Genomic DNA, 15957 nt, shown 5'->3' with positions numbered 1-15957 from the left:
GGCGGCGTCGGCACGGTCCACGGGCGTCACAGCGTTCGCTCGTAACTCGCCCACGCGATGTGGGACTCGTGCAGGGTGACCGTGATGCCGGCGATCTCCCGGGCGCCTTCGCCCAGTGCACCGGCGTGCACCCGGTCGGCGAGACGGTCGGCGATGACCTTGGCCAGCGCCTCCGTGGAGGTGTTGATGCCCGCGAAGTCGGGCTCGTCGTCGAGGTTGCGGTAGTTCAGCGCGGCCACGACGGTGCCCAGCTCGGTGGTGGCGAGGCCGATGTCGACGACGATGTTGTCGGCGTCGAGTTCGGCACGCCGGAACGTGGCGTCCACGAGGAAGGTCGCTCCGTGCAGGCGCTGCGCGGGTCCGAAGACCTCTCCACGGAAGCTGTGAGCGATCATGAGGTGATCGCGGACGGTGATGCTGAACAACGGACGATCCTCCAGGTACGGCGCCTCTGACCCCCTGCCGGGGTCTGTCGTGTAGTACGGCCGGCCTGTTCTCCTTGTTCAGGCCGGATCAGCAGCAGATTCGTACAGAACCCGGAGACACATCGCAGGCAGGTCGCCCGAGGCGAGCCGCGGCAGTACCTCCGGAAGCTCGTCGAACGCGCACTCGCCGGTGACGAACGTGTCGAAGACGGGGTCCGCGAGAAGATCGAGCGCGATGGCGAGCCGGTCGGCGAACGTCCGGCGGGAGCCCCGGGCCGGGGACACGGTCCCCACCTGGCTGCTGCGGACGACCAGCCGGCGGGAGTGGAAGGCCTCCCCGAGCGGCAGGCTGACGCGGCGGTCGCCGTACCAGCTCAGTTCGAGAACCGTCCCCTCCGGGGCGAGCAACTCCAGCGAGCGGGTGAGCCCGGCCTCGGTGGCGCTGGCGTGGACGACGAGATCGCAGTCGCCCTTGGCTTCCTCGGGGAGCGCGAAGTCGACCCCGAGGGCCTTGGCGACGGTGGCACGGCCGGGGTCGGCGTCGACCAACTGGACGCGTACGGCGGGGAACCGGGCGAGGACGGCGGCCACCGACGCGCCGATCATGCCCGCTCCGACGACGGCGATCCGGTCGCCGACCAGCGGCGCGGCGTCCCACAGGGCGTTCACCGCGGTCTCCACGGTTCCGGCCAGCACGGCCCGCGCGGCGGGCACCCCGTCCGGCACCGGTGTCACGGCGCTCGCGGGGACGACATAGCGGGTCTGGTGCGGGTAGAGACAGAAGACGGTACGGCCGACCAGCTCCCGCGGCCCCGCTTCCACCAGGCCGACATTGAGGTACCCGTACTTCACCGGGCCCGGGAAGTCGCCCTCCTGGAACGGCGCCCGCATCGTCGTGTGCTGGTTCTCCGGAACTCCGCCCCGGAAGACGAGAGTCTCCGTCCCTCGGCTCACCCCCGAGTAGAGGGTGCGCACCACGACGTCGTCGTCCGTGGGGGCCGGCAGGGACACGTCCCGGATCTCTCCGTGGCCGGGTGAGCGGAGCCAGAAGGCGCGGGCGGTGAGCTCCATGAGGCGTCCTCCTGAACATTCGGGCAGCGGTCCACGTACTGATCTTTACGAAGCCGCGGACACGGTACGCGGCACTCACGGACTCTGTCACACAGCCGGAGGACACACGGTGACCTTGAACGACACGCTCGACAGGAGGCTCCTGCACCAGGAGACGGCCGTGGGTGCGGGTGCTCAACTGCTGCTGCTCGCCCTCCTCGGATCGGCGATGGGTCTGGGGCTCGCGGGGTGGCTGACGGGCCTGGCGTTCGCGCTCGTCACCTGGGCCGTGCTCACCCGCGCCCTGTCCCGCTCCTGGCTCCGCTCCTTCGGCGCGGCCAACCGCGTCACGCTCGCCCGGGCCACGCTCGTCGGCGGAGTGACCGCGCTCGTCGCGGACTCCTTCGAGAGCCCCCGCCCGGTCACCGTGCTGGTCGCCCTGACAGCGGTGGCGCTGATACTCGACGCGGTCGACGGCAAGGTGGCCCGGCGCACGGGAACGTCGTCCGCACTCGGGGCGCGCTTCGACATGGAGGTCGACGCCTTCCTCATCCTGGTGCTCAGCATCTATGTCGCCATGTCGCTGGGTCCCTGGGTGCTGCTGATCGGCACGATGCGCTACGCGTTCGTCGCCGCGGCCCGCGTCCTCCCCTGGCTGAACGGCGCCCTCCCCCCGAGCACGGCCCGCAAGACGGTGGCGGCGCTCCAGGGGATCGTGCTCCTGGTGGTGGGCGCGGAAATCCTGCCGCAGTGGCCGGCGCTGACGGCCGTGGGCATGGCGCTGGGCCTCCTGCTGTGGTCGTTCGGCCGGGACATCAGGTACCTGTGGCGGGTGCGGAACGTTCCGGAGTCGGAGGTCTTCGCATCGCCGCGTCGTACGGCGGCGGACGCGGTGCGGCACAGCTCGGCTGCGTAACGGGCCCGGCCCGTACGCGCATTGCGGCACAGCTCTCAGGACCCACGGCCCTGAGGCGCCGGGGAGTCCCGCCTGTGTGCGCCGGACGGCAGCAGAAAGACCCAGGTGCGGTACGCCCAGAACCGGAAGGCCGTCGCGGCCGCGAGGCCGAGTGCCTTCACCAGGTTGTTCTGCAGGACGCCGTTCCAGCCGAGCCAGTAGGTCGCCGCGTAGAGCGTTCCGTTCTCGATCAGCAGACCGACGAGGCTGAAGGCGACGAACAGGGAGAACTGCCGGGCGGGGCTGCGCTTGTCCCTCTCGCGGTAGGTGAAGTAGCGATAGCCCAGGTAGTTGAAGACGATCGCCGCGGCGGTGCCGGCGATACTGCATCGCACGACCGACTCGGACGTGGCCGCGCGGCACAGATTGAACACGGCGAAGTTCACCGCCACACCGAGGCCGCCGACCGTGCCGAACCGCAGCATCTCGCGCATCAGCGGGGGCGGCGTCGCGTTGTGCCTCGGCTTCGCCTCGTGCATGGGCAGCTCCGGGACGGGACGAGACACGCGCCGGTCGTGACCGGTCACGTGCGACTGGGCCCTCGTCGGGTGATGCGCTCGACGCCACCGCTCCCGCGCGACGGGTCTCCCCTGGACGAAGGGGTCCGCCCGGGCGGCAGACACACCACCTATGCCCGGGGACCTCGCGTGCGTGGTGCGTGGCGGAGGCAGTTCACCCGGTCGCTCCACAGCACGGGGCGTACGAGCTGCGCCGCGACACCGGATCCGCGGACAGGAACGGGGGCGGCGGGCAGGTCACGGGCCCCTGCGGCGCGACTCCGACCGGCATGACGCACCGTCATTCCGCGTCCCGAGCGGGCGCCATGCACACGGAAAATGTGCCGATGTGCCCGGAACCTAGGCAGCCGGACCGTCCGGACGGTATCTTGCGCTCCCTGAGTGCACGGCACGGCGCCCCGGGGGTGGGGAAGGGAGAGGCCACGATGCAAGGACACGGTCCTCCGTTCCGTCCAGGGTACGAACGCACGGGCGGCCTCGCCGATTCGGTGTTCGAGGCCGCTCTGCGCCATCCCTCCCTCGTGCAGGTGTCACGCCGTACCGGGCGGGACGAGGGCACCTGGGAGCCGGTGACCGCGCGGGAGCTGTGCGATCAAGTCGTCGCCGTGGCCAAGGGGTTCCTGGCCAACGGCATCCGCTTCGGCGACCGCGTCGCGCTCATGTCCCGTACGCGCTACGAGTGGACGGTGCTGGCCCACGCCCTGTGGTCGGTGGGCGCGGAGATCGTTCCCGTGTATCCCACCTCGTCCATCGAGCAGGTGCGCTGGATCCTCAACGACGCCCAGGTCAGGGCGATCGTGGTCGAGCACGAGAACCACGCGATGACGGTCGCGGCGGCCTCCGACTCACAGTCGGCGCTGACCGCGATCTGGCAGATGGACCGGGGCTGTGTGGCGACCCTCGTCGAGGAAGGGCTCACGCTGGACGACGAGATGATCCACCGTCACCGTGCCGCGGTGCTGCCGGACCAGATCGCCGCGATCACCTACACCTCCGGCACCACCGGCAGCCCCAAGGGCTGCCTCATCACGCACGGCAACCTCGCCGCCGAGTGCGACATCCTGCTCGAAGGGTGGGGCGGCATTCTCGCCGAACCCGGTGTGCAGCCGTCGATCCTCAACTTTCTTCCCGTCGCGCACATTTACGGCCTGATGGTCGGGGTCGCGTGTCTGCGCGGCGGCATACGGCTGGGCCATCAGCCCGATCTGAGCCCCGAGTCGCTGCTGCCGGCCCTGTCGTCGTTCCGGCCGACGTTCCTGTTCGCGGTGCCGTACATCTTCGAGAAGATCTTCCACAAGGCCCGCCGGACCGCCGAGGGCGCGGGCAACCTCGGCCTCTTCGACAAGGCCGCCGCCGTCGCGGTGCGTTACGCGGAGTCCCTGGAGCGCCAGTCGACCGGCGCGGGCCACGGTCCGGGTCCTTCGCTGAAGGTCCTGCACGCCGTGTACGACCGTCTGGTGTACACCAAACTGCGTGCGGTACTGGGCGGCCAGGTACGCACCGCGGTCTCGGGCGGCTCCACTCTCCGCCGCGAGCTCGGGCTGTTCTTCGCGGGCGCGGGCGTCACCGTGTACGACGGCTACGGCCTCACCGAGACCGCGGGAGCGATCACGGCACAGCCGCCGGGCGAGGTCAGGTTCGGCACGGTGGGCCGGCCGATTCCGGGCTGCGCGGTGCACATCGCGGAGGACGGCGAGGTGTGGGTGGCCGGCGAGACGGTCTTCGCGGGCTATCTCAACAACCCGAAGGCCACCGAGGCGGTGCTGCGGGACGGGTGGTTCGCCACCGGTGACACCGGCCATCTCGACGAGGAGGGCTACCTCGTCATCACGGGCCGCAAGAAGGACATCATCATCACCAGCGGCGGCAAGAGCGTGGCCCCGCTGCCGCTGGAGGAGCAGCTGCGCCACCATCCGCTGATCTCCCAGTGCCTGATCGTCGGCGACGACCAGCCGTACATCGCCGCCCTGATCACGGTGGACCCGGAGGCGCTGGCGCACTGGCTGGCCCTGAAGGGGAAGCCGCAGTGGGACGTGTCGGCGATGACGGACGACGAGGACCTGAGGGCCCAGATCCAGCGCGCGGTCTCCCGGGCCAACACCCGGGTGTCGCAGGCGGAGTCCATCCGCGCCTTCCGGATCCTGCCGAGGGAGTTCACGCTGGACTCCGGTCTGATGACACCGACGCTGAAGCTCAAGCGGCGGGCGATCGCGGGAGCGTACGCGGCGGACATCAACGCGCTCTACCGGCGGTGAGGGGGCCTCGCCGGGCGACCGGCACGGAGTGAGCGCGGTGCGCGGGCCGGGCGGGCGCGGCCCGAACCGGACCGGACCGGACCGGACCGCGTACCTTTCGAGCCCGGAAACAAAAGAAACCCCACATCATGTGGGGTTTCTCCGTGGTGTCCGAGGGGGGACTTGAACCCCCACGCCCGATAAAGGGCACTAGCACCTCAAGCTAGCGCGTCTGCCATTCCGCCACCCGGACAAGGTGTGTGTCGGCCGTGAGCATCCCCGCGGCGACATGGACAACAATACCAGGGGTTCAGGGCCCTCCGTGACTGCCTTTTTCCGGGGCCGGGATCGGTCGTGACCAGGCAGGACGAGCCCGGCGCGACGGGCCGGGCGGGCCGGCCGGGCACTCCGTTCCGGCCTCGGCCGGGAGCCTGCTCGCGCACCTGCCGGCGTATCCGCAGCGTCACACCGGTCACCCCCCGTGCTCGCCTCCGTATGCTCACCGGCTCCGCGCACGAGGACCGGGCGGCGTCAGTCCTTGCGGCCCGTCGCGGCGACCGTGACGCCGAGGCCGATCATGGTCACCCCGCCCACTCCGCCGACCAGTGCCAGCCGCCGCGGCGACCTGGCGAACCAGCTCCGCGCGGTGGCGGCGACCAGCCCCCAGACACTGTCGGAGGCCAGCGCGATGACGTTGAAGACCAGGCCGAGCAGCAGCATCTGGCCCGTGACGTTTCCCTGACCGCGGTCGACGAACTGCGGCAGCACGGCGGCGAAGAACACGATGGTCTTCGGGTTGGCCACCCCGACGGCGAACCCGTCCGCGAGCGTGCGCCAACTGCTGTGCACAGGGGCGTCGCCCGAGAACGCGGCATGCAACGACCCGCGTTCCCGTACGGCCTTGATCCCCAGATACACCAGGTACGCGGCGCCCACCAGCTTCAGCGTCGTGAAGACGACGACCGAGCGTTCGACCACGGCACCGACCCCGAGGGCCACGGCGACGACGAGGACGTAGGCACCGAGCGTGTTCCCCACGACGGTGGTCAGCGCGGCGCGACGGCCCTGCGCCAGTGCCCTCCCGACCACGAACAGCACGCTCGGGCCGGGTATCACGATCAGCAGGAAGGACATCGCCGCGAAGGCGAGAAGACGGTCGGTGGAGAGCATGCGGCCGATCGTAGCCAGAGCGCCACGCTCGCTCGCAGCCCTTTTTCTGCCTGCGGGTTCACTGCCCGCGGGACACCGGCACATCGTCCGCCGGCGGGCGCGATCAGTGCAGTCGGGACAGCGCCTGCTCCAGCCCGCCCGGGGTCGGAACGGGGCCGGGCAGGGACGCGCCCGTGGCCCGCAGCCCGTTGAGGAGGATCGCCAGCGGACGCCGCCAGGCACCGGGCGACGCCGCCTCGGCGGCCGGGACCGCCCGGCCCAGGGCGGCGAGGAGGAAGAGCAGGTCCTCGACCGTCACGTCCTCGCAGACCGTGCCGTTCTCGCGGCAGCGGGCGAGGAGCAGTCCGAAGGTCTCGGCGTTGTGGGCGTGCAGGCCCTCCAGCGAAGGGATTCCGGGGATCGTCGTGGTCATCAGGTCGGTGACGCCCCGGTCGGCGGCGAGTCCCGTGAAGATGTGCGTCACGTAGTCGACCAGACCCGCCCACGGATCCTCGGCCTCGCGGGCACGCTCGCCCGCTTCGCGCGTCGCTGCCAGCAGGTCGTGGAACACCGCCTCGATCAGGGCGGCGCGGTCCGGGAACCGCCGGTAGAGCGTGGCGTTGCCGACGGCCGCCCGGCGGGCGATCACGTCGAGGGGGGCCTCCACGCCCTGCTCCGCGTAGACCTCCCGCGCTGCTTCCAGGATCCGTAGCCGGTTGCGCTCCGCGTCTTGTCTCACACCCTCACGCTACCCGAACCGTGGAGCACTCCCCACTTTCTGCTACGGTCGGAAACCGGAAGCGGGGAGCAGTCCCCACTTGCTGGGGCTGCTGCCGCCGTCATCCGCCGCACGTCCACGCCACCGGAGGGCAGGCACCGTGACACTCGTCGAACTGGTCCCCGACCAGGACCGCTTCACCGCCGATCCGCACAGCCGCTACGCGGAACTGCGCGCACAGGGAGGCATCCACCATGTGCTGCTGCCGTCGAAGGAGGCCGCCTGGCTGGTGACCGACGCCCGAGCGGTACGGGCCGCGCTGGCCGACGAGCGGCTGCGCAACGACGTACGGCACTCGGCGTCCTGGACCCACGACGGCGGGTACGCGATCGGACGGAACCTGCTCCAGGTCGACCCGCCGGACCACACCCGGCTACGCCGGCTGGTGGCACGCGAGTTCACCCGGCACCGCGTCCAGGCGATGCGCGGGCGCGTCCAGGAGATGGCCGACGGCCTGGTCGGCGCGCTGGCACCGGCGGGAGAGGCCGATCTCGTCGATGCCTACGCCTTTCCGCTGCCGGTGACCGTGATCTGCGAACTGCTCGGCGTACCGGGCGAGGACCGGGCCCCCTTCCGTGCCTGGTCCGCCGAGATCGTCGCGGCCACCAGCCACGAGGCCGCGTCGGCCGCCGGCCTGGCGATGACGGCGTACCTCACCGACCTCATCGCGGCCAAGCGCGCCCTCCCGTCCCCCACGGAGACCGAGACGGCCGGCTCGGCTCGGGGCGACCTGCTGCACGCTCTCGCCCACGCGGACAGCGCGGAAGAAGAGCCCCTGACGGCACCGGAGTTGCTCGGGATGGCCTTCCTGCTCCTGGTGGCCGGCCATGAGACCACGGCCAACCTGATCTCGAGCGCCGTGAACCTGCTGCTCCGCAACCCGGCGCAGCTCGCCGCCCTGCGCGCGGACTGGACCCTCCTCGAAGGCACCGTGGAAGAGGCCATGCGCTACGAGCCGCCTGCCCTCGCCGCGGCCTACCGCTATCCGGTCACGGACGTGACGATCGCGGGCACCACGGTCCCCCAGGGCGAACCCGTCGTGCTCAGCCTGGCCGCCGCCAATCGCGACCCGGCGGTGTTCGCCGATCCGGACCGCTTCGACATCCACCGTGACCCGGCCACCACGCGTACGCATCTGTCGTTCGGCCACGGCATCCATCACTGCCTCGGCGCTCCGCTGGCCCGCATGGAATCCGCGATCGCCCTGCGCACCCTGCTCGAAGGCCTCCCGGACCTCGCTCTCGCCGACCCGTCCGCCCCGCCGGCGTGGCGGCCCAGCCTGCTGCGAGGACTGGACCGGCTTGCCGTGACGTGGTGAGGCGGAGCCCGAGCGGGGCCGCAGGCGTCAGTCGGCCATCATCTCCCGTACCAGGGGCGCCACCTTGGTCCCGAACAGCTCGATATTGGTCATCACCGCGTCGTGCGCCATGCCGTGCATGCCGTACTTCAGGTCGAAACGGGTCGCGTCCAGGTCGGTGAGCGTCCTCACGATCTTGCGGGCCACGGTCTCGGGCGAGCCGACGTGCAGTGCGCCCCCGGGGCCAACGTCGCGCAGAAGAGTCTCGCGGGTGGGGGTGCGGAAGCCGCGCTCGCGGGACACCCTGCGCATCGCGGCCTCCAGGGCGGGCAGGAACTCCTCGATCGCCTGCTCGTCGGTGGCCGCGACGTGCCCGGGCGCATGGATACCGACCGGCCGCTGTGGCTGACCGAACTGTTCCAGCGCCTGCCGGAACAGCTGTGAGAAGGGTGCGAAGCGGGCCGTCTCGCCGCCGATGATCGCGAGCATGAGGGAGAAGCCGTAGCGGGCGGTGCGGACCACCGACTGAGGGCTGCCGCCGACACCGATCCAGGTCGGGATCGCCCCCGACTCGCTGTGCGGGTAGACCGGGAGACCGTCGAGGGACGCGCGGGTGTTGCCCGACCAGGTGACCGGCTTCTCCTTCAGGAGCTCGGCGAACAGGCCCACCTTCTCCTCGAAGAGTTCCTCGTAGTCGCTGAGCTCGTAGCCGAAGAGGGGGAACGACTCGGTGCTCGATCCCCTGCCGAGGATGAGCTCGGCCCGGCCGTTCGACACGGCGTCGAGGGTGGCGTACCGCTGGAAGACGCGGACGGGGTCGTCGGAGCTGATGACCGTCACCGCCGAGCCGAGGCGTATCCGTGAGGTCCGCGACGCGATGGCGGCGAGGACGACGTCGGCGGCCGACAGGGGCATCGTGTCGGTGTGGTGCTCGCCGATGCCGAAGTGGTCGAGGCCGACCTGGTCGGCGAGGACGCCTTCCTCCACGAGATGGCGGATGGTCCGCGCGTGTGACATCGGACGGCCGTCGCGGTCATCGGTCACATCGCCGAACGTGTCCAGGCCGAGCGTGAGGTCTCCCCCATCGGTCCGGCCGGTCGAAGGGCTGGTCATGTCGTACTCCCTGCATGGTGTGACGCGTGGTTCTCGCGGTCGCGTCGCGCGTCACGGGTGGGTCAGGTCGCGATGCGCCGCAGTGCCTGGGTGAGCCGGGCCAGATCGGCGCCTTCGAGGTGGTCGAAGACATGACGGCGGGCGCTCGCGAGATGGGCGGGCCAGGCCTGTTCCAGCCGGGCGAGGCCTTCGTCGGTGAGTACGGCGTTCCAGCCGCGGGCGTCCTCGTCGCAGCGGGTCCGCGCGACCAGACCCTGGGTCTCGAGGCGGGTCACCACGCGGGTCATCCCGCTGAGGGAGAGATTGCACGCGGCGGCGAGCTCGTTCATCCGCATCAGCCGGTGCGGCGCCTCGGAGAGGTGCATCAGGGTCGTGTACTCGGAGACCGGGATGCGCTGCTCGCGCATCATGTCGGCGTCGATCACGCGCGGCAGAACGATCATCACGCGACCGAGCTCGCGCAGCAGCGCTTCCTCGTCGGTGCTCAGGGGTCGCAGCGGCTGCTGCTCGGCGTCGGTCATATCTCGATAGTACTTGCTTGACGAAGCAAGTTCTAGGTGGATACTTGACGAGGCAAGGACCTGTAGGCCGGATCACCACAGAGTCCGGATCACGACAGATTTATCGAGGGACACCCATGACCAAGATCGGCATCATTCTCGGCAGCACCCGCCCGGGGCGTAACGGAGAGGCCGTCGCCCGCTGGGTGCACGACATCGCCGCACAGCGCGACGACGCGGAGTTCGAGCTCGTCGACCTGCTCGACTACAAGCTCCCCCACCTCGACGAGGCGTACCCGCCGTCACTGGGCCAGTACTCGCAGCCGCACACGCTGAGCTGGGCGAGCAAGATCGCCTCGTTCGACGGCTTCGTGATGGTGACGCCGGAGTACAACCACTCCACCTCCGGCGCGCTGAAGAACGCCATCGACTTCCTCTACGCCGAGTGGAACAACAAGGCCGTCGGATTCGTCAGCTACGGCTCGGCCGGCGGCACCCGCGCGGTGGAGCACCTGCGCCTGATAGCAGGCGAGCTCCAGATGGCCGATGTGCGGGCGCAGGTCGCGTTGTCGCTGTTCACCGACTTCGAGAACTTCAGCGTGTTCAAGCCGGGCGACTTCCAGCGGGACGCACTCACGACGACGCTCGACCAGGTCGTCTCCTGGAGCCAGGCGCTGGCGCCGCTGCGGGCCGCCTGAGACCGGGCGGGACCCGGGGGCCGGGCCCCCGGCGTCGGCACCTCGGCAGACGTCCGCGCCCGGCGGTCAGGGCAGCAGTTTGTCGATGGCACCGGGGCCTTCCTCGGCCAGCTTGCGCTGCGCCCAGGCCAGGTTCTCGGGGGTGAGGTCACGACCTGAGGCGAGAACGAGATCCTCGGGTGAGACCTCACCCTCGGAGCCGGTGTGCAGCAACGAGTCGGGCGTGACGGAGTCATCGGGCGGGGGGTTCGCGCCGGACTGTGGATCGTTCATGGTCTCTCCCTGTTCGGTCCGATGTGTCCCCTCGTACCCACCCCCCGTCCGAGCGCGCTCCCGCGCCTCCTAAAACACTCGTCTGGCCGGTGCGGCACGCGTCCGACCGGCAGTGGTCTGCTTTTCGGGGACCCCGGGTGCCGACGGACATCCGGCGCTTCGTAGGGTGAATCCCTGGGGAGTGGTCCGGCCAGGGCCAGTGGGAGCGTGGGGGCTAGATGTTCAACGGCGAGGACGTCGGGACTGTCCGGGGGCACGGGGCGGTGCCGGACCATGGGTAGACACGGACGAGGACCCGAGACGGACGGCGACGACTCCGCACCGGCCTCCGGCCGCACCACACTGAGCGGCCTCGTCACGCGCCTCAGGGTCGCGCGCCTCCGGGAGGCGATGCAGCAGCCGAACGTCAAGCGGATCGTACGGGCGCTCGGACTGCGCACCCGGCTGGCGGACATGTGGCACAGCGTGGACTACCCGCGCTCGACCCGCCAGGGCTGGCGGCGCTGGGTGCCGTCGTGGCGCCAGTCCCTGAGTCTGTTCCTGGTCTCCACAGCCGGTGTGACGCTGCTGGTGATGTTCGCCTACGTCAAGACCGACATCCCCAAGAACCTCAACGAGTTCGCCACTCAGCAGGACAACATCTACTACTGGTCCGACGGGACGCAGATGGCGCGGTCCGGCTGGGTCAGCCGGCAGGAGACGTCGCTCGACCAGGTGCCGGAGGACGTCCAGTGGGCGGTTCTCTCCGCCGAGAACGCCAACTTCTACTCCGACCCCGGCATCTCCGTGTCGGGCATCGTCAGAGCACTCGGTCACATGGTCGGCGGCGGCGACACCGAGGGCGGCTCGACCATCACCCAGCAGTACATCAAGAACGCCTATCTGAACCAGGACCAGACCTACTCCCGGAAGTTCACCGAAGTCCTGCTCGCCGTGAAGCTGGACAACCGCCTGAGCAAGAAGGAGATCCTGGAGGGCTACCTCAACACGAGCTGGTTCGGCCGCGGGACCTATGGCATCCAGCGGGCGTCGCAGGCGTACTACGGCAAAGAGGCCTCGCAGCTCAACGCCAGCGAGGGCGCCTTTCTGGCCTCACTGCTGAAGGGCGCCGCGCTCTACGACCCGACCATCAGCGCCAAGAACCGCGAACGCGCGGAGCAGCGGTGGAGCTGGACGCTCGACCGCATGGTGGCGGTCGGCAAGCTCTCGCGCGAGGAGCGGGCCCGGTACACGAAGTTCCCCGAGCCGAAGAAGGCGGCCCCGCCCGGCAATCTGAGCGGTCAGCAGGGCTATCTCGTGGAGCTGGCGAAGGACTACACGTCCAAGCACGTGGAGATCTCCGACGCCCAGTTCGACCTCGGCGGCTACCAGATCTACACGACGTTCGACAAACAGCGGGTCGCCTCGCTGACCTCGTCGGTGGAGAAGGTGCGGGCGAAGCTCGACCCGAAGAAGCGTCCCACCGACACCTACGTGAAGACCGGCGCCGCGTCCGTCGCCCCGAACGGCCGCATTCTCGCCGTGTACGGCGGGCCCGACTACCTCAAGCAGGGCTTCAACGAGGCGAACGCGGTGACCGTGCCCGCCGGTTCGGCCTTCACCCCGTTCGTGTACGCGGCGGGGCTCGCCGAAGGCGTCCAGAAGGAACGGGAGGCGCCGCGCGTTCCGGTGTCCCCGGACACCCTCTACAACGGCAACGACAACGTCGCGGTCCGTACGCCGGAGGGCCCGTACTGGGACCGCAGCGGCAAGATCGTCAAGGGCCGCAACGACGATAACCGGTCGTGGGGCCAGGCGATCAGCCTGCGCACAGCCATGGCCAACTCGGTCAACACCCCGTTCCTCCAGCTCGGCATGGACGTCGGCCTGGACAAGGTCCGCAAGACCGCGGCCGACTCCGGGCTGCTGACGTCCAGCTTCGGGCGCTCCATACCGGAGTTCTCGCTCGGCAACTCCAAGCCCAGTGCCATCCGTATGGCGACCGCGTACGGGACCTTCGCCGCGGAGGGCATGCACACCGAGCCCTACTCGGTGCTGAAGGTGACCCGTAACGGGAAGCTGCTGCGGCTGCCGCGGCCGGACGCGGACCGGGCGATGAGCCCCGATGTGGCCGCCAAGGTCACCGACGCCCTCCGGGACTCGGTGCAGGAGGGCAGCGGACGGGCGGCCAAGTCGGTCGGCGAGGACGCGGCCGGCAAGACCGGGACGACACAGGACGACACGGCGGCCTGGTTCGTCGGGTACACACCGCAGGAGTCCACGGCGGTGGTGCTCTACCGGACGGACCTGAGGAAGCTGGAGCTGCTGCCGCTCAAGGGGCTGGGCGGGCCGGACGCCGGCTCACCGGTCTCGATGGCGACGAAGATCTGGAAGGACCACATGGCGTCGGCGCGGTGACCGGCGCACGCGCCCCGGCACGGCCGGGGCGTGCGCGGCCCCGGGGCGCGTCGACAGGTCTGCCGCGCCCCCTGACCCGCCTCAGTCGATCAAGGCCTTCCAGTCCGGGGACTGCGCCGGGTCGAGGCCGCGCAGATTGGCGAGGACCTGGGGGTCCTGGACGTCGAGCCAGTCGCTGAGCTCCCGGAACGACACACACTTCACGTCGGAGCGGGGGCAGACCTTCCGCATGACGTCCTCCACGGCATCCATGTAGATGCCGCCGTTCCAGTTCTCGAAGTGGTTGCCGATGAACATGGGGGCGCGGCTGCCGTTGTAGACCCGCTCGAACCCGTTGAGGTAGGCGTCCCGGGTCTCCTTCTCCCACTCCGCGTAGCGCGACGGATCACCTTCGGTGGTACCGCCGGACTGGTTGTAGAGGAAGTTGAAGTCCATGGCGAGGACCTGGAGTTCCTTGTCCGGGTAGGGCAGGAGCTGGAGCGGGAAGTTCCAGATGCCGTTGATCTTGGACGGCCAGATCTGGAAGTCACCGGACGAGCTCGCGTCGTAGCGCCAGCCGAACTTCTTGATCGCGGGGATCAGGTTCTTCTGGCCCTCCAGGCACGGAGCGCGACCACCCACGGTCTCCTTCTGCACGTCGAAGGGCAGCGGCGGCAGATCCTTCATGCCCGTGTTCGTCTTCCACTTCTTGACGAAACCGTAGGTCTGCTCGATCTCGCTCTTCCACTCCTCGACGCTCCAGTCGCCGCCGCCCTTCTCACCGCAGAAGTGGCCGTTGAAGTGGGAGCCGATCTCGTTGCCGTCCTTCCAGGCGCCGCCGAGCTCCTTCAGGGTGGTGCGGATGTGCTCGTCCGTGGGGTACGAGATCGCGGCCGCGCCGACGCCGTGCTGCGGCGGACGGTAGAGACTGGCCTTGTCCTTGGGCAGCAGATAGATGCCCGTGAGGAAGAACGTCATGGTGGCGTCGCTCTCCCTGGCCACCTTGCGGAAGCGGGAGAACGTCCGGTCGTCGCCCTCCAGGGCGCCGTCCCAGGAGAACACGACGAACTGCGGGGGCTTCTCCCCCGGCTTGAGCTTCTTGGGCTCGAGCTGCTTGGGCTGCGGCCCGGTGTAGGAGGTCGAGCCGTCCCCCAGCACCTTGGTCGTGCCGTCCCACTTCTCCTCGTCGTCCTTGGCGGACTTCTCCCCCACGCCACTGCGTGACGCCGCGTTGGCGGCGCCGTCCCCGTCCCCGCCGGTCAACGCCAGGATTCCCACCGCTCCGGCCACGATGGCGGCCACCCCCGCGGCTCCGAACCGGATGCGTGCCCGTTTACGGGCACGGGCACGCGCCTGGGCCCTCACACTCTGCGCCATAGAATTCCGCCCCCAGAAAAACAAACACATGCCCCCGGTTACACCTGTCCGAATATACGTGTTGATTCGGAACAGGGCGGAAGTGGTCCGTGATGTGACGTGTTTTGCACGGGCGGATGTGGCCGACGCGCCGCGAGTGACGGTGCCTCGGTCCCCGTCCCCCGACGTCAAACCGGTCGACCGCCGATCCGGGACACCTCTACGGTGTCGACCATGACCGGCCTGCCTGTACGGGTACCCGACGTCCGTGTTCACGTCAAGATGAACATCGGCGCCTGCGGCCCTTTCGCGTACATCGTCGCCACCTTCGAACCGCCCCGGGCGGACGCGGCGTTGGAGCTCCGGAACTCCCTCCCGGAGGACCGGCTGCCCCCGGAGTACGTGCCGGCGCTGCGGGAGGGCCTGCTGGACGGGCTGGGCGGAGTGGCGGCCGCGGTACTGCTCACGGACGGCAGGCACCACGAGGTGGACTCGTCCGAGTACGGCTACCGGATCGCCGGCTCACAGGCCGGCCGCGCGGCGCTCATCGGCGCGGGCCTGCTGCCGCCGGAGGAGTGCGACTCCGTGCGCTGGGCGACCTGGCCGGGCCGGCTCCGGCCGTGGCCGGGGTCCGTCCGGCCGCAGACGTGACCGGACCGGCACGCCTCGCGTCGGGCCGGAAGGCTGAGGCGGCTCCCAGGAGCGACATCAGGAGGATGAGCCGATGATCAAGGTGCGCCAGGCCGAGCCGGACGACGGACGCGTGCTCGGCGAGATCCACGCCGCCGCCTGGGAGGCGGCCTACGCCCCCTTCTTCGCGCCCGATTTCGCCGCACGCGGTGTCCTCAGCAGGCGGACCCGCTGGCACGATCGGGTCGCGGGAGGGACGGGGACGATCCTGCTCGCGGCCCTCGACGACCGCCCCGTGGCGCTGTCCCTCTGTCTCCCGTCCCCGGGCCGCCCGGGTCTCGCGGAGATCTGCAGTTTCTACAGCCATCCCGACGCCTGGGGCAGCGGGGTCGCCGCCGTGTTGATGACAGGGACGCTGAACCGCCTCCGCGACGAGGGATTCACGCGGGTGCACCTGTGGACGTTGCGCGACACCCCCCAATCGCGACGGTTCTACGCCAAGTCGGGCTTCGCCGAGACCGGCGCCGCACGGGCCTTCGACTTCGGTGAGGGCAACCTGCTCGACCAGATCGAATACGAGCGAGCCTGCTGACCTCGGGGAGCCG

At 70.0% G+C, this 15957-nt stretch carries 16 protein-coding genes and 1 tRNA gene; 7 read left to right on the top strand and 10 right to left on the bottom strand.

The features are described 5' to 3' along the window. Positions 1-26 precede the first annotated feature (26 nt). Positions 27-425, bottom strand: coding sequence for a 6-pyruvoyl trahydropterin synthase family protein (locus tag OHA05_RS30520; protein ID WP_313943046.1), 399 nt, complete (start codon positions 423-425; stop codon positions 27-29). A gap of 78 nt (positions 426-503) precedes the next feature. Next, positions 504-1496 carry a zinc-dependent alcohol dehydrogenase gene (locus OHA05_RS30515; protein WP_313943047.1) on the bottom strand — a complete coding sequence of 331 codons (993 nt, stop codon included), beginning with the start codon at positions 1494-1496 and terminating at the stop codon, positions 504-506. Between the two features lie 109 nt (positions 1497-1605). Between OHA05_RS30515 and OHA05_RS30510 the strand changes: the two genes are divergently transcribed. Then, on the top strand, positions 1606-2391 hold the full coding sequence (locus OHA05_RS30510) for a CDP-alcohol phosphatidyltransferase family protein (protein ID WP_313943048.1): 786 nt from the start codon (positions 1606-1608) through the stop codon (positions 2389-2391). Positions 2392-2426: 35 nt separating this feature from the next. Here the strand turns inward: OHA05_RS30510 and OHA05_RS30505 are convergent, their stop codons facing one another. Further along, positions 2427-2936, bottom strand: coding sequence for a GtrA family protein (locus OHA05_RS30505; protein WP_313943049.1), 510 nt, complete (start codon positions 2934-2936; stop codon positions 2427-2429). A 437-nt stretch (positions 2937-3373) separates the two neighbouring features. Between OHA05_RS30505 and OHA05_RS30500 the strand changes: the two genes are divergently transcribed. Further along, positions 3374-5203, top strand: coding sequence for an AMP-dependent synthetase/ligase (locus OHA05_RS30500; protein WP_313943050.1), 1830 nt, complete (start codon positions 3374-3376; stop codon positions 5201-5203). A 144-nt stretch (positions 5204-5347) separates the two neighbouring features. Here the strand turns inward: OHA05_RS30500 and OHA05_RS30495 are convergent. The 3 genes from OHA05_RS30495 to OHA05_RS30485 form a co-directional block, all read right to left on the bottom strand. Further along, positions 5348-5435 (bottom strand) — tRNA-Leu (locus OHA05_RS30495). A gap of 278 nt (positions 5436-5713) precedes the next feature. Continuing rightward, positions 5714-6352 carry a LysE family translocator gene (locus tag OHA05_RS30490; RefSeq protein WP_328862284.1) on the bottom strand — a complete coding sequence of 213 codons (639 nt, stop codon included), beginning with the start codon at positions 6350-6352 and terminating at the stop codon, positions 5714-5716. A gap of 103 nt (positions 6353-6455) precedes the next feature. Then, complete coding sequence (locus OHA05_RS30485) at positions 6456-7070, bottom strand: TetR/AcrR family transcriptional regulator (protein WP_328862283.1); 615 nt, start codon at positions 7068-7070, stop codon at positions 6456-6458. A 139-nt stretch (positions 7071-7209) separates the two neighbouring features. Between OHA05_RS30485 and OHA05_RS30480 the strand changes: the two genes are divergently transcribed. Beyond that, a complete protein-coding gene (locus tag OHA05_RS30480; RefSeq protein WP_313943053.1) occupies positions 7210-8427 on the top strand; it encodes a cytochrome P450 family protein in 1218 nt (405 codons plus the stop codon). Positions 8428-8454: 27 nt separating this feature from the next. Here OHA05_RS30480 and OHA05_RS30475 read toward each other — a convergent pair whose 3' ends face one another. Together OHA05_RS30475 and OHA05_RS30470 are read right to left on the bottom strand one after the other, a co-directional pair. Beyond that, entirely contained in the window at positions 8455-9519 is a 1065-nt protein-coding gene (locus tag OHA05_RS30475; protein WP_313943054.1) for an LLM class flavin-dependent oxidoreductase, read from the bottom strand. 62 nt (positions 9520-9581) lie between these two features. Next, positions 9582-10040, bottom strand: coding sequence for a MarR family winged helix-turn-helix transcriptional regulator (locus OHA05_RS30470; RefSeq protein WP_313943055.1), 459 nt, complete (start codon positions 10038-10040; stop codon positions 9582-9584). Positions 10041-10156: 116 nt separating this feature from the next. Here OHA05_RS30470 and OHA05_RS30465 point away from each other — a divergent pair, with 116 nt between their 5' ends. Then, on the top strand, positions 10157-10717 hold the full coding sequence (locus tag OHA05_RS30465; RefSeq protein ID WP_313943056.1) for an NADPH-dependent FMN reductase: 561 nt from the start codon (positions 10157-10159) through the stop codon (positions 10715-10717). Between the two features lie 66 nt (positions 10718-10783). Here OHA05_RS30465 and OHA05_RS30460 read toward each other — a convergent pair whose 3' ends face one another. Further along, a complete protein-coding gene (locus OHA05_RS30460) occupies positions 10784-10990 on the bottom strand; it encodes a hypothetical protein (RefSeq protein ID WP_313943057.1) in 207 nt (68 codons plus the stop codon). Between the two features lie 273 nt (positions 10991-11263). Between OHA05_RS30460 and OHA05_RS30455 the strand changes: the two genes are divergently transcribed. Further along, a complete protein-coding gene (locus tag OHA05_RS30455) occupies positions 11264-13387 on the top strand; it encodes a transglycosylase domain-containing protein (protein WP_443043802.1) in 2124 nt (707 codons plus the stop codon). Positions 13388-13468: 81 nt separating this feature from the next. On the opposite strand, the gene OHA05_RS30450 is transcribed toward OHA05_RS30455, so the two are convergent. Continuing rightward, positions 13469-14743: a hypothetical protein gene (locus tag OHA05_RS30450; protein ID WP_313943058.1), complete on the bottom strand. Its 1275-nt coding sequence runs from the start codon at positions 14741-14743 to the stop codon at positions 13469-13471. A gap of 213 nt (positions 14744-14956) precedes the next feature. Here OHA05_RS30450 and OHA05_RS30445 point away from each other — a divergent pair, with 213 nt between their 5' ends. Further along, on the top strand, positions 14957-15373 hold the full coding sequence (locus tag OHA05_RS30445) for a hypothetical protein (RefSeq protein ID WP_328862282.1): 417 nt from the start codon (positions 14957-14959) through the stop codon (positions 15371-15373). Between the two features lie 73 nt (positions 15374-15446). Then, positions 15447-15944, top strand: a complete 498-nt coding sequence (locus tag OHA05_RS30440) for a GNAT family N-acetyltransferase (protein ID WP_313943060.1) — start codon at positions 15447-15449, stop codon at positions 15942-15944. Positions 15945-15957 lie beyond the last annotated feature (13 nt).

Origin of the sequence: Streptomyces sp. NBC_00306 (assembly GCF_036169555.1) — a bacterium.
GTDB classification, from domain to species: domain Bacteria; phylum Actinomycetota; class Actinomycetes; order Streptomycetales; family Streptomycetaceae; genus Streptomyces; species Streptomyces achmelvichensis.
Note: the sequence above shows the minus strand (reverse complement) of the source record. Positions and strands in the feature narration are given on the sequence as shown.